The following is a 14072-nucleotide window of genomic DNA, read 5'->3' on the forward strand; positions in this document are numbered from 1 at the left end:
GAATCACGTCAGTAGACGGTCGTCGAGGGCTATCCGCGCACAGGTCTCATGAGCCCCACCTTTGGTGCGGCTCAGGAGCGTCACCAACGGTAGGCACCGCCGAGCGTGGTACGACGACGGCCGCGCATCTCTTCACGAGCCGCGAGTTCGATGTCGATGCGGTCGGTGACGTGGATCTGTTCGCAATCGCGGACCGGCTCGGCCATGCGGCGCAGGGCGCGCCGGGCGACGCGGATGAGACGAACCATCGTTCGAACTCCTCGGTTCGGTTCAGAGTCTCGATGGCCCCGACCTCGGCGTTCGTCCCTCGCGCGGGAGGTCTTCGCCCCCTCGTCTTCGGTCTCCAGATTCGAGGTGAAATACGGCAAGGTCGTGACATTTAGTGCAATAAATTGCATAAATGCATGAAGCTGGCGAAATGCAGCCATGCGTTCGGGTCGGGTGAAATTCGCTCCGCTCTCTGCAGCCACCGGCCCGGTGGTCTCCGGGCCTCACCCCCCGACCAGCGCCAGCCATTCGTCCTCGGTGAGCACCTGCACACCGAGATCCCGCGCCTTGGTCAGCTTCGATCCCGCTCCCGGTCCCGCCACGACGATGTGGGTCTTGGCCGAGACCGAGCCCGCCACCTTGGCGCCGAGCCGTTCGGCCATGGCCTTGGCCTCGTCGCGGGTCATCTTTTCGAGCGAGCCGGTGAAGACGACCGTCTTGCCGGCGACCGCCGTGTCGGTCTTCGGCTTCTCGGCGTCGAGTACCGTGAGGTGAATTGACAGATTGCAGAAAGAAGCAAAATTTCTATCTCTCATAAAATATTCGGCGATCGAATCGAATATTACTTCACCAATATTGTCGATATCGATTAAGTCTTTAAATTTTCTATGCTCTTCCCGCCTTAATCTCCATACATGTGATGAAAGATGCCACCACCCATGCCTGAACTCTCTTGCGTATTCAGACGTCGAGTAATTCACCCCAAAACGTTCGGATAGTGATTGGTTAATATCTATCCACGATGCCTCAAGTCTTTCGCAGGTTGCCATCAATTCTTGACTGGTTCTATCTAGATTGCCAAAATAATCAACAATTGAATCGAATCGAGATCTATTAAATCGCTGCACATTGACTATGTACTCCCTCAGGTTGTGCGGGGTTTGCTGGAGGTCGCCTTGTTTAAACTCATACACAAATTGGATTAGTTGATTTGCAGAGATTGGGCCGATGCCTTTGATGTACCGGATGTTTCGAATTGCAGACATGGCGCCGTCTGACGCCTTATGTAGATAGAAATACAGATCAGAGACCTCGATCGAATCTTTTTGAATTTCATTTGTTGCAATATCTGCAAGCCAAATTAGCGATATCTCATTTCTTATGCGATTTATGAGCGTCAATAATCCCGAATAATTTTCAACAAATTTAGCGAGTGACTTGGCGGTGGTCTCGCCGACGTTGCGGATGCCCAACGCGAAGAGGAAGCGCTCGAGGCCGATGGTGCGGCGCTCGTCGATGGCGGCGAAGAGTTTCGCCACGCTCGTCGCGCCGAAGCCTTCCTTGTTCTCGAGCTTCTTCAGCGGGCTCTCGGCGTTGCGCGTCGCCAGCGTGAAGATGTCGGCCGGTTCGCGGATGGGGAAGTCCTCTTCGGCGAAGAAGAACTCGATCTGCTTCTCGCCCAGGCCCTCGATGTCGAAGGCGCGGCGGGAGACGAAGTGGCGCAGGTGTTCCTGGCGCTGGTAGGGGCAGGCGAACTCGCCGGTGCAGCGGCGGATCTTGCCCTCCTCGCCGGTCGTCGTCTCCTCGCGGATCAGCGGCGTCTTCAGATCGCAGAGGCAGAGGTGCGGAAAGTCGAAGGGCGCGCGGGCCTCGTGGGCCGCGTCCTTCGTCACTTCGACGATCTGCGGGATGACGTCGCCGGCGCGCTGCACCGTCACCGTGTCGCCGATGCGCGCGTCGAGGCGAGCGATCTCGTCGGCGTTGTGCAGGGTGGCGTTCGACACGACGACGCCGCCGACGGTGACCGGCGCGAGGCGGGCGACGGGCGTGTGGGCGCCGGTGCGGCCGACCTGGATGTCGATGCCCTCGAGCACCGTCGTGGCGCGTTCGGCCGGGAACTTGTGGGCGATGGCCCAGCGGGGCGAGCGCGAGACGAAGCCGAGGCGCTGTTGCAGGTCGAGCCGGTCGACCTTGTAGACGATGCCGTCGATGTCGTAGCCGAGGCTCGCCCGGTCGGCCTCGAGCCGGCGGTAGACGTCGAGCATGGCCTCGACGGAAGCGCAGCGCTCCATGCGCGGATTGACCGGGAAGCCCCAGGCGCCGAAGGCGCCGACGCGCTCCATCTGGGTGGCCGCGTCCCAGTCCTCCGACACCTCACCCCAGGCATAGGCGAAGAACTTCAACGGCCGCGACGCGGTGATGCGCGGATCGAGCTGGCGCAGCGAGCCGGCGGCGGCGTTGCGCGGGTTGGCGAAGGGCTTTTCGCCGGCCGCCTCCTGGCGGGCGTTGAGCGCCGCGAAGTCGGCATGGCCCATGTAGACCTCGCCGCGCACCTCGAGCACCGCCGGTACGCCGTCGGGGAGGACGCGAGGGATGTCGGCGACGGTCTTGACGTTGGCGGTGACGTTCTCGCCCTCGGCGCCGTCGCCGCGGGTGGCGGCGGAGACGAGACGGCCGGATTCGTAGCGCAAGGAGAGCGACAGGCCGTCGATCTTCGGTTCGGCGGTGAAGATCACCTCCTGCCCGTGGGTGGCGAGGAAGCGGTGGACGCGGCCGACGAAGTCGGCGACGTCCGCGTCGGAGAAGGCGTTGTCGAGCGACAGCATCGGCACGCGATGCGCCACCTTCTCGAACTTCTCCGAAGGCCCGGCACCGACCTTGAGGCTCGGGCTGTCGGGGGCCCGCAGCTCGGGGAAGCGCGCCTCGAGGGCGAGCAGCCGCCGGCGCAGCCGATCGTACTCGGCGTCGGAGACGGTCGGCGCATCGTCCTGATAGTAGCGCCGGTCGTGTTCGCGGATCTCGTCCGTGAGCCGGGCGATCTCGGCGGCGGCTTGCGAAGAGGAGAGGGCGTCGGGGGAGAGATCGGCGGGCATGGGAGTCCTCGGCGGGCGGAACGAGCGCCCGGGGTTCATCGTGTCACGACCGGCCGGAGGCCGGAACCCTTCTCCTCTCGCGGGAGAAGGTGGCGCGCGAGCGCCGGATGAGGGGGCGCCGCGAAGCGGCAATCGGGACGAAACCACGAATGCCGAGTACCGAGGAGAGGTCCGGACCCCTCATCCGCCCTTCGGGCACCTTCTCCCGCAAGGGGAGAAGGAAGCGCGCCTCGGGCGCGCGGACATTCCGTTCGACCGCTCCTCACCCTCCGGCCATCAGACTCTCTGCCGCGGCCCGCGCTTCGGCCGTCACGGTCTCGCCGGAGAGCATCCGGGCGATCTCCTCGCGGCGGGCTTCGCGGGTGAGTTCGACGACGCGGGTCGCCACTCGCTCTTCGCCGCCGCCGGGGACCGGCTCCTTGGAGATCAGCAGGTGGGTGTCGGCGCGAGCCGCGACCTGCGGGGCGTGGGTGACGCTCATCACCTGGACCTTGTCGGCCAATCGCGCCAGTCGCTGACCGACCGCGCCGGCGACCGCGCCGCCGACGCCGGTATCGATCTCGTCGAAGATCAGCGTCGGGGCCGAGCCCTTGTCGGCGAGGCTCACCTTCAGCGCCAACAGGAAGCGCGACAGCTCGCCGCCGGAGGCGACCTTCATCATCGGGCCCGGGCGGGTGCCGGGATTGGTCTGGACGTGGAACTCGACGCGGTCGATGCCCTCGGGGCCGGCCTGGGCGCGGTCGGCGGTGCGGGCGACGAGGAAGCGGGCGCGCTCCAGCTTCAGCGCCGGCAATTCGGCGTGGACGGCCGCCTCGAGGTCCGTGGCGGCCGCTGTGCGTGCGGCGGAGAGGGTCGCGGCGGCGGCGAAGTACGTGGCCTCGGCGGCGGCGACGGCGGCCTCGAGGGCGGCGAGGCGCTCTTCGCCGTGGTCGAGGGCGGCGAGATCGCCGGCCATGCGGGCGCGCAGGGCCGGGAGCGCGTCGTAGGCGCAGGCGTGCTTGCGGGCGCTCGCGCGCAGGGCGAAGAGGCGCTCCTCGGTGCGCTCCAGGTCGCGCGGATCGAAGTCGGCCTCGCGCAACGCCTTCTCCAGTGCGCCGCGCGCTTCCTCGAGCAGGTCGAGTGCGGCGCCCATCGGCTTCAGCGCCGTTTCCGTCAGTTCGGGCAGGGCGGTGGTCTTGCGCTCGAGGTTGCGGATCAGCGAGGCGATGGTCGGGATCGGCGAGTGGGGGCCGTCGAAGGTGCCGACCGCGTCGGCGAGATCGCCGGCGATCTTCTCCGATTGCATCATGCGATGGCGTTTCGTCGCCAGTTCGGTCTCCTCGCCCTCTTCCGGGGCGAGGCGATCGAGCTCTTCGAGGCTGGCGCGCAGATAGTCGGCCTCGCGCCGGGCGGCGTCGATGCGGGCGGCGTGGCCGTCGCGCTCCTTCACGGTGGTGCGCCACGAGGCCCAGGCGTTCGCGGCGACGGCGACCAAGTCCTCGAGAGCGCCGAAGGCGTCGAGCAGGCGGCGGTGTTCGCGTTCGTCGACGAGGGCGCGATCGTCGTGCTGGCCGTGGATCTCGACGAGGCGTTCGCCGACGTCGCGCAGGAGCGTCGCCGAGACGGGAGCATCGTTGAGGAAGGCGCGGGTGCGGCCGTCGGCGGTCTGGACGCGGCGGACGATGACGTCGCCGGAGGCGTCGATGTCGTTGTCGGCGAGGAGACGGCGGACGGGGTGGTCGGCGGCGACGTCGAAGACAGCGGTGACCTGTCCCTGCGGCGCGCCGTGGCGGACGAGGCCGGCGTCGCCGCGGCCGCCGAGCGCCAGCGCCAGACTGTCGAGCAGGATCGACTTGCCGGCGCCGGTCTCGCCGGTGAGCACGGTGAGACCGCGCGTGAAATCGATCTCCAACCGCTCGATCAGAACGATGTCTCGGATCGACAGAGCGGCGAGCATGGGCGGACGCGATTCTCCGGGAGGATCTTTCGCGGACGATAGTCCCGGCGAGAACAAAACGGAACCCCCCGACCGCGCTGCGCGGCCGGGCGGGCGTCACAAGACGCGGAAGCCGCGGAAGGACTTGGAGATCCAGCTGTCGGAGGACTCGCTCGGATCGTAGCCGCCCTTCTGCAGGAGCGAATAGCTGTCCTTGTACCACTGGCTGTCGGGGAAATTGTGCCCGAGCACGGCGGCGGCGGTCTGCGCCTCGTTGACGACGCCGAGGGCGTAGTAGGCCTCGACCAGACGGGCGAGGGCTTCCTCGACGTGGCGGGTGGTCTGGAACTCGGTCGTCACCACCTTGAAGCGGTTGATGGCGGCGAGATACTGGCCCTTGCGCAGATAGAAGCGGCCGACGTCCATCTCCTTGCCGGCGAGCTGGTCCTTGACCGCGAGAAGCTTGCGGCGGGCGTCGTCGGCATAAGGGGAGTCCGGGTACTTCTGCACCAGTTCGGCATAGGCCTGCAGCGCCTTGCCGGTGCGCTCCTGGTCGCGGCTGATGTCGGGGATCTGCTTGTAGTAGCTCTCCGCCATCAGATACTGGGCGTAGGCCGCGTCCGGGCTACCGGGGTAGAGGGTGACGAAGCGACGGGCGGCGGTGATGCACTCGGTGTACTTGCCGCGCTCGAATTCGGTGTAGGCCTGCATCAGGACCGACTTCTTGGCCCATTCCGAATAGGGGTGCAGGCGATCGAGGTCCTCGAACTTCTTCACCGCGTCGGAGCGCTTGCCGGCCTGTTGGAGCACCAGACCCTCGTTGTAGAGCTGGTCGGCCGGGGTGCGGTCGAGGCCGAGGTCGTCCTCCTTGGAGGCGCATCCGGCGAGGAGGGCGGCGACGGTGACGGCCATCACGAGGCCGGCGACCCGATGCGGGCGGGCGAGAGCGGACCTGCGCTCGATCGTCTTCGTCGTACCGGCGTCGACCACGTTGGCGTTCCCCATCATTCGCAATCCGTTCTGGCCGACGCGGTTGGCCACCGCATCCGCCGGTCGTCGAGACCCGTTCCGCCGCAGGCTTCACCGAAGGCCGACGGCCGATCGGCCGACGTTGTAACGCGCCGGAACGACCGCGTCACCTCGGTGGCGGTCGATTGGATCGAATTTGTGGCGGGACGCCCACGCAGCGGGCCTCGGCGAAGATCTCGATGCGTCGGCGCGGAGCCGGCTCAGGCGACTTCCGCGGCCCAGGCCGGAGCCACCATGCCGATGCCGATACCGATCTCGGCGGCCGGCGCGGCGGCGGAGCGGCTCGGCGCTTCGACCAGCTCCCAGGCGGTCGGATCGGCGAGGAGCGCCTTCAGCGTCAGGTGGTTCATGCGATGGCCGCCCCGATAGGAGCGGTAGAGGCCGAGAAGGGGAGCACCGGACAGGGCGAGGTCGCCGATGGCGTCGAGCAGCTTGTGGCGGACGAATTCGTCGGCCCAGCGCAGGCCTTCCGGGTTGAGGACGCGGTCGTCCTTGATGGCGACGGAATTCTCGAGGCTGGAGCCACGGCACAGGCCCAGCGGCAGCAGCTTCTCGAGATCCTTGACGAAGCCGAAGGTGCGGGCGCGCGCGACCTGCTCGCGGAAGACCTGCGGAGAAAGGTCGATGCCGATCGACTGACGGCCGATGACCGCGTCGGGGAAGTCGATGGTGACTTCGTAGCGCTGGCCCTCGTAGGGGCGCAGTTCGGCCCAGCCGCTGCCGAGCTCGATGCGGACCCGCTTCAGAACGCGGATGAAGCGGCGGCGGGCCGTCTGGGTGACGAGGCCGACCTGATCGATCGCTTCGATGAAGGCGTCGGAGGAGCCGTCCATCACCGGGACTTCGGGACCGTCGATCTCGATCACCAGGTTGTCGACGCCGAGACCGCGCAGGGCGGCCATCAGGTGTTCGATGGTGGCGACGGAAGCCCGCTCGGGATCGCCGACCATGGTGCACAGGTCGGTGGCGGAGACGTGGCTCCACAGGGCCGGGATCTCGACGTCGCGGCCCTGCACCGCCTCGGTGCGGACGAAGACGATGCCGGTGTCGGCATCGGCGGGATGGAGGGTGAGGGTGACTTCCTGGCCGTTGTGGACGCCTATTCCTACGACGCGTACCGTATCTGCGATCGTGGTCTGTGCGTTCACGGTCTTGCGTGCCATCGTCTTCACCCGTCCGGCTCGTCGGCGCCCGAGAAGGGGCGGAGAGCTCTTCGTCTTCACTCTCGAAGCGGGTGGAACCGGTCCCTGATTCCGCCTGTTCGAAACCGGTCCGAAGCAGGCCCGAAAGGTGCTTCGACGAACCGGTCGAGCGTCAAACTACAGAGGGTCGAGCGGGAAGCGAAATCACGGTTGGTTACACATTGTTACCACTATTGCAGATCAAAAATTGATTAATTTTCAATTAATTATCCGAATGTGTCGAAAAACGGGAACGGGGCCCGTCACAGTCGTGACGGGCCCCGTTCGGCGTCTTTTCGGGGTGACCCTCGGTCAGTTCGCCTGGCGGCGGAGGAAGGCGGGAATCTCCAGCTGATCCTCTTCCGACATGCGGGTCTGCGCCGGGGCGCGGCCCATCGGATCGAGGCTGCCGGCGGCCGGACGGTGAGCCGGTTCGGCCGGCATCCGCGGGGTGGGACGCTTGGCGAACTCGTCGTGGCCGGCGGGCTGGTAGGACGCGGTCTCACGCGGCGCCGGGGCGGGGGCGAAGGTCGGCTCGCGCGGGGCCTGGACTTCGGTTTCGTGGTCCTCGCGCCGCGACAGGCCGTGGGCGAGGCGCTTCAAGAGGCTCATCGGACGGCGCTCGTCGTCGTGATGCTCCTCGGCTGGCGCCATCTGACGCTGGGCGATCGGCGGGAACTCGTCGACGCGCGGCATGCGGGCCTGGACGGTCGGACGCTCGGCGGTCGGCGGGATGTAGGGCCGGCGATCGATCTGCGGCTCGGGGCGGGCGACCGGCTCGTCGATCTCGGCGACCGGGTCGGTGTGGGCGAAGGTGGCCGGTTGCGGCTCGTAGCGCTGGATCGCCACCGCCGGATCGTGAGCGGCGTAGGTGACCGGCGCGGGCGCTTCGGCGACCGGCTCGACGCGGGTCTCGACGACCGGGGCGGGGGCCGGCACGGGAGCCGGGGCCGGCGCGAAGGTCTCGGCGACGTCGAGCGAGCGGGCGATGGCGGCGGCGGCCGAGTTGGCGGCGCCGGAGGTGCGGACCTCGGTGCGAGCCTGCTCGAGCGCGGCGGGAACCGGACGGCCGGCGGCGCGCAGGCGCGCGGCGAGGTCGGCCATACGGGCTTCCTGCTGGGTCAGCTCGGCCTTGACCTCCTGGTCGATGCCGGTGGCGACGACCGAGACGCGGACCACGCCTTCGAGGGTGTCGTCGAAGGTGGCGCCGAGGATGATGTTGGCGTCGGGGTCGACCTCCTCGCGGATGCGGGTGGCGGCCTCGTCGACCTCGAAGAGGGTGAGGTCCTTGCCGCCGGAGATCGAGATGAGCACGCCCTTGGCGCCCTTCATCGAGGTCTCGTCGAGCAGCGGATTGGCGATCGCGGCTTCGGCGGCCTGGAGAGCGCGCTTGTCGCCGGAGGATTCGCCGGTGCCCATCATCGCCTTGCCCATGCCGCGCATGATCGAGCGGACGTCGGCGAAGTCGAGGTTGATGAGACCCTCCTTCACCATCAGGTCGGTGATGCAGGCGACGCCCGAGTAGAGCACCTGATCGGCCATCGCGAAGGCGTCGGCGAAGGTGGTGCGCTCGTTGGCGATGCGGAACAGGTTCTGGTTCGGGATGACGATCAGGGTGTCGACGTGCTTCTGCAGCTCGGTGATGCCCGAATCGGCGATGCGCATGCGGCGCGCGCCTTCGAACTGGAACGGCTTGGTGACGACGCCGACGGTGAGGATGCCCATGTCACGCGCGGCCTTGGCGATCACCGGGGCGGCGCCGGTGCCGGTGCCACCGCCCATGCCGGCGGTGATGAACACCATGTGGGCGCCGGTCAGGTGATCGTTGATCTCGTCGATGACCTCGTCGGCGGCGGCGCGGCCGACTTCCGGCATCGAGCCGGCGCCGAGGCCTTCGGTGACGGCGACACCCATCTGGATGATGCGTTCCGACTTGGTCAGCGTCAGCGCCTGGGCGTCGGTATTGGCGACGACGAAGTCGACGCCGTTCAATCCGGCCTGGATCATGTTGTTGACGGCGTTGCCACCGGCACCACCCACACCGAACACGGTGATCCTCGGCTTCAATTCCCGAATGTCGGGCATCTTCAGATTGAGCGTCATGGCATCCTCGCAAGTCACCGCCGCCGGTCCCGCCGGGCGGAATTCCCAACCGCACCACCTCCGCTCCCGGTTCGTCGGGAGGCGGAGAAGTTCACCAACTCTCCTTCAGCCACTGGCCGACCCGGGCGAAGTAGTTGCCCCCGGTGCCGGTCATCAGCCGCCGCTGCTGGCGCATGTCGAACTGCTCGATCTGCGCCACCTGCGGATAGATCAGAAGGCCGACGGCGCCGGCGAAAGCCGCGCCCTTGGCCGCTTGCGGCAGCCCGGCGATGCCGAGCGGCCGTCCGAGACGCACGTTGCGTCCGAGAATGCGTCGCGCCACCTCGACCACGCCGGTGAGCTGGCTCGCGCCGCCCGTCAGCACGACGCGCTTGCCGACGCGGCCGGCGAAGCCGGAGGCGGCGAGGCGGTCGCGCACCAGTTCGAGGATCTCCTCGACGCGGGGGCGGATGATGCGGGTCAGCGCGCCGCGCGGCACGTTGACGACATCGTGGCGGTCCTGGCCGACGGAGGGCACGCCGATCACCTCGTGGTCGTCCGAGGAGGTGGCGAGCGCCGAGCCGTGCAGCGTCTTGACGCGCTCGGCATCGGCGAGGCGGGTCGACAGGCCCTGCGCGATGTCCATGGTGACGTGGTGGCCGCCGATGGCGATGGCGTCGACGTGGCAGAAGGCGCCGTCGGCGAAGATCGCCATGGAGGTGGTGCCGCCGCCCATGTCGACGCAGGCGACGCCGAGATCGGCTTCGTCGTCGACGAGGGTCGAGAGCCCCGAGGCGTAAGGGGTCGCGACCATGGTCTCGACCTCGAGATGGCAGCGGTTGACCGCGAGCTCGAGGTTGCGGATCGGCGCGGTCTCCGCCGTCACCACGTGCATGTCGACCGCGAGCTTCTTGCCCAGCATGCCGATCGGGTCCTTGATGCCGCGCGAGCCGTCGAGGGCATAGCCGATGGGCAGCGAATGAACGACGGAGCGGCTGTCGGTGACCGAATGGGAGCCGCCGGCGGAGAGCACCCGCTGGATGTCGGCTTCGTCGACCTCGAGCCCGGCGACGTCGACGTTGGCGCGGAAGACCTCGCTCTTCAGCCGGCCGGCCGTGAGGTTGAGGATCAGCGACTCGATGGTGAGCCCGGCCATGCGCTCGGCGGCGTCGACGGCGAGGCGGATCGACTGCTCGGCTTCCTCGAGATCGACGACGGTGCCCGACTTCATGCCGCGCGAGCGCTGCATGCCGTAGCCGAGCACGGTCATGTCGTGGGTGCGGCCGGGCAGCACCTTGTCGGCGGTGCGCGGCGTCAACTTGGCGATCAGGCAGGTGACCTTGGTCGAGCCGACGTCGAGCACCGAGACGACGGTGGCCCGGCGGTTGGACAGCGGCCGCATCCGCGGCACCATGTGGTCGACGGGGGGACGGCTCACGTGTCGGTCCCCTTCTTCTTGGCGCCGGTCTTCAGCCGCATCTGCTCCTTGCGCGCCGCCGCGGCGGCGTCGGAGAGGCGGACGAAGAGGCGGTCGGGGACGCGGGTGTCGACCACGACGAGGTCGCGATCGAGCAGCTTCTTCGCCGCCTGGAGGTCGGCGACGCGGGCGAGCGCGCCTTCCGGGTTCTCCTCCGGCAGCTGGATCTCGATGCCGTCGACGGTGATCAGGTTCCAACGCCGTTCGGCGACCAGCACGGCGGCGCGGATGCGCGGGCGGATCGACGGGGCGGAATTCATCAGGGCGACGGCTTCCTCCAGCCGCTTGTCGGCACCGGCGCCGACGATCAGCGGCAGGCCGGCGTGGCGCGGCCGCAGCGTGTCGCTCATCACCGCGCCGGTCTTGTCGACGACCTTGATGCGGCCGTCGTCCTGCCACAGGGCGAAGGGCAGACGCTCGGTGAGGGAGACGACGATGCGGCTCGGGTAGAGCTTCTTGACCGTGACGTCGGCGACCCAGGGGATCTCGGCGATGCGGGCGCGGGCGTGTTCGGCGTCGAGCAGCAGCAGCGACGAGGTCCGGGTGACGTCGATGCGGTCGGAGATCTCGGTACTGTCGGCTTCGGCGAGGCCGCGGATCTCGATCGAGGCGACGGAGAAGCCGGCGGCGGAGGTCAGGGCGTCGAGGGTCGTGTGCCAGCCGCCGGAGAGCCACAGGCCGTAGCCGCCCCAGGCGGCCAGGAAGCCGAGCGAGGCGAGGGTCCCCTGCATCGGCTTGACCGAGCGGGCGAGGGCATCGACGGTGTTCAGCCAGCGCTTGGCCGTGCGGACGCTCTTCCGCCACCGGAACCCCGCATCCTGCGGGAGTTCGGCGACGGAGGCGGCCCGGTCCAGGCGCCGATGACCCGTCAACGATCGCAACTCGCGTCCTCCACCATCCAAGAAACCAGATCCGCGAAGGCGATCCCCGAGTGCGCGGCCATGTCCGGAACCAACGAGGTTCCGGTCATTCCCGGCTGGGTGTTGACTTCGAGACAGACCAGTTCGCCCGTGCCTTCGGCGTCGTATCGGAAGTCGGAGCGCGACACGCCGCGACAGCCGAGCGCCCGATGCGCCATGACCGCAAGCATTTCGACACGTTGGTAAACATCCGGTAAAATTCGCGCCGGAAGGATGTGGACGGAGCCGCCCTTCTTGTACTTCGCATCGAAGTCGTAGAAGGCGAGGCTCTCCTCCGGCACGATCTCGATGACGCCGAGCGCGCGCTCCTCGCCGGGGGCGCCCATGACGGCGCAGGTGAGTTCGAGACCGTCGACGAAACTCTCCACCAGGACCTTGTCGCCGTAGGGCCAATCGTCGCGCAGCAGTTCCTGCGGCGGGTGACTGCGGTCGGCCTTGACGATGATGACGCCGAAGGAGGACCCCTCGGCCACCGGCTTGACCACGTAGGGCGGCGGGATCAGGTGTTCGCGCGCCGCGTCACGGCGGTCGGCGACGACGGAGCGGGCGATCGGAATGCCGACCTGGGCGAAGATCATCTTCGCCTTGTCCTTGTTCATCGCCAGCGCCGAGGCGAGGACGCCGGAGTGGGTGTAGGGGATGCGCAGCGTCTCCAGCATGCCCTGGATGGCGCCGCCTTCGCCCCAGGGGCCGTGCAGCGCGTTGAAGGCGACGTCGGGCTTCAGCACCTCGAGACGGGCGTAGACGTCCTTGCCGACGTCGAGGCGGGTGACGCGGTAGCCCTTGGTCTCGAGCGCGGCGGCGCAGGCTTCGCCCGACCACAGGCTCACCTGGCGTTCGGAGTCCCAGCCACCCATCAACACCGCGACATGCTTCGCCATTTCCCGAACCCTTCCGGCGTGTGGCTCCGACCTCGGTCCGAGCCGCACGCGTGCCCTACGCACGCCGATGCGCGCAACTCCGCCAGCTTGGTTTCACGGTCGCGCGGTATGGTTAGCGAAAGGTTAACGAGAGGGGGGTGATGGTAAGGATTTCTCGGGCAAGTGACGGAAACGACGCAGGTCTTTCCGTCGGGGGAGGGGTGGGGAGGGGAGGGGCTGCGTCGGGTGCGCCCGATGGTGGTCGTTCCGAACGGACGTGCTCGGACCGGGAATGGTCCGGCTCGAAACGGATGCGCCGAGATCCCTTCTCCCCTTGCGAGAGAAGGTGGCCGAAAGCCGGATGAGGGGTCCGGGCCCATCCTCATGACGATGTGTTCGGCGGATCGTCTCGATGCCGCTTCGCGGCGCCCCCTCTTCTGCCCCTGCGGGGCACCTTCTCCCGCGAGGGGAGAAGGAAGATGGGGGGCTTCCGGACGCCGCGCCCGTCCGGCGCGCGCGTGTCACGCGCCGTCGCACGCGCCGGAGGCGATCCTCACTTCCCCAGGAAGGGTTCGATCTCGCGGCCTTCGACGTGACGGCCGATGCGCTTGATCTCCCATTCGAGCCGGGTGCCCGACGTCGCCAAGACGCGGGCGCGCACCGTCTCGCCGAGGAGTTCGATGTCGTGGGCGGTGGCGTCGCCTTCGGCGATGAGGAAGTTGCAGTGCATCTCGGAGACGTGGGCGCCGCCTAGACGCAAGCCGCGGCAGCCGGCGGCATCGACGAGCTTCCAGGCGGAGGTGCCGGGCGGGTTCTTGAAGGTCGAGCCGCCGGTGCGCGAGCGGATCGGCTGGGCGCTCTCGCGGTGTTCGGTCACCGCGTCCATCTCGGCTTCGATGGTGGCGCGGTCGCCCTTCACGCCCTCCATGATCGCCGAGACGAAGATCAGGTCGTCGGCGGCGGAGGAGTGGCGGTAGGCGTAGCCCATCTCGGCGTTCGAGAGGGTGACGAGCTCGCCGGCGCGGGTGACGGCACGAACCTCGACGACGCGGGCCGCGGTCTCGCCGCCGTTGGCGCCGGCGTTCATACGCAGCGCCCCGCCGATGCCGCCGGGGATGCCGAAGTAGAAGGCGAAGCCGGCGACCTCGGCATCGAGGGCGGCGCGCGCCACCTGCTTGTCGGCGATCGCCGCGCCGATCTCGAAGCGGGTGTCGCCGATCCGGACGGCGCCGCCGAAGCCGCGCTGCGACAGGCGGATGGTGACGCCGGGCAGGCCGCCTTCGCGGACGAGGAGATTGGAGCCGAGCCCGACCAAGGAGACCGGCACGTCGGCCGGCAGGCGCTTCAGGAAGAGCTGCAGATCCTCGAGATCGGCCGGCTGATAGTAGAGTTCGGCCGATCCGCCGACCCGGAACCAGGTGGTGTCGCCGAGCGCGAAACCCGGAAGCAGCGCGCCGCGGATGTCGGCGGTGTCGAGACGGGCGAGGAGGTCGGTCGCGGCGGTCAAATCGTTTTCCTGAGGGTCGCG

At 68.0% G+C, this 14072-nt stretch carries 10 protein-coding genes; all 10 read right to left on the bottom strand.

Annotated features, from left to right (window positions below; translation table 11 throughout):
* Nucleotides 1-80 precede the first annotated feature (80 nt).
* The 10 genes from V7Q42_RS04205 to murB all read right to left on the bottom strand — a co-directional run bounded on the left by V7Q42_RS04205 (nucleotide 81) and on the right by murB (nucleotide 14051).
* Nucleotides 81-248 (bottom strand): hypothetical protein, encoded by a 168-nt coding sequence (locus V7Q42_RS04205; RefSeq protein ID WP_333822659.1) that lies wholly within the window; start codon nucleotides 246-248, stop codon nucleotides 81-83.
* Nucleotides 249-491: 243 nt separating this feature from the next.
* The gene (gene ligA / locus V7Q42_RS04210; RefSeq protein WP_333822660.1) at nucleotides 492-3080 is read right to left on the bottom strand and encodes an NAD-dependent DNA ligase LigA; all 2589 of its coding nucleotides are present in this window, start codon (nucleotides 3078-3080) and stop codon (nucleotides 492-494) included.
* Between the two features lie 262 nt (nucleotides 3081-3342).
* Nucleotides 3343-5016, bottom strand: coding sequence for a DNA repair protein RecN (gene recN, locus V7Q42_RS04215; protein WP_333822661.1), 1674 nt, complete (start codon nucleotides 5014-5016; stop codon nucleotides 3343-3345).
* Nucleotides 5017-5112: 96 nt separating this feature from the next.
* Nucleotides 5113-5907 (bottom strand): outer membrane protein assembly factor BamD, encoded by a 795-nt coding sequence (locus tag V7Q42_RS04220; protein ID WP_333822777.1) that lies wholly within the window; start codon nucleotides 5905-5907, stop codon nucleotides 5113-5115.
* 317 nt (nucleotides 5908-6224) lie between these two features.
* Nucleotides 6225-7187, bottom strand: coding sequence for a UDP-3-O-acyl-N-acetylglucosamine deacetylase (gene lpxC, locus V7Q42_RS04225; RefSeq protein ID WP_333822662.1), 963 nt, complete (start codon nucleotides 7185-7187; stop codon nucleotides 6225-6227).
* Nucleotides 7188-7517: 330 nt separating this feature from the next.
* Nucleotides 7518-9308, bottom strand: coding sequence for a cell division protein FtsZ (gene ftsZ, locus V7Q42_RS04230; protein WP_333822663.1), 1791 nt, complete (start codon nucleotides 9306-9308; stop codon nucleotides 7518-7520).
* A gap of 91 nt (nucleotides 9309-9399) precedes the next feature.
* Nucleotides 9400-10701, bottom strand: a complete 1302-nt coding sequence (ftsA, locus tag V7Q42_RS04235) for a cell division protein FtsA (RefSeq protein WP_333822778.1) — start codon at nucleotides 10699-10701, stop codon at nucleotides 9400-9402.
* 20 nt (nucleotides 10702-10721) lie between these two features.
* Nucleotides 10722-11645, bottom strand: coding sequence for a cell division protein FtsQ/DivIB (locus tag V7Q42_RS04240; RefSeq protein ID WP_333822664.1), 924 nt, complete (start codon nucleotides 11643-11645; stop codon nucleotides 10722-10724).
* Nucleotides 11633-12565, bottom strand: coding sequence for a D-alanine--D-alanine ligase (locus V7Q42_RS04245; RefSeq protein ID WP_333822666.1), 933 nt, complete (start codon nucleotides 12563-12565; stop codon nucleotides 11633-11635). The genes V7Q42_RS04240 and V7Q42_RS04245 overlap by 13 nt, the downstream gene beginning before the upstream one ends.
* Nucleotides 12566-13097: 532 nt before the next feature.
* Nucleotides 13098-14051 carry a UDP-N-acetylmuramate dehydrogenase gene (gene murB, locus V7Q42_RS04250; protein WP_333822667.1) on the bottom strand — a complete coding sequence of 318 codons (954 nt, stop codon included), beginning with the start codon at nucleotides 14049-14051 and terminating at the stop codon, nucleotides 13098-13100.
* Nucleotides 14052-14072: the final 21 nt, after the last annotated feature.

The sequence above is a fragment of the Pinisolibacter sp. genome, from assembly GCF_036782435.1.
Taxonomy (GTDB): Bacteria; Pseudomonadota; Alphaproteobacteria; order Rhizobiales; family Ancalomicrobiaceae; genus CALBKH01.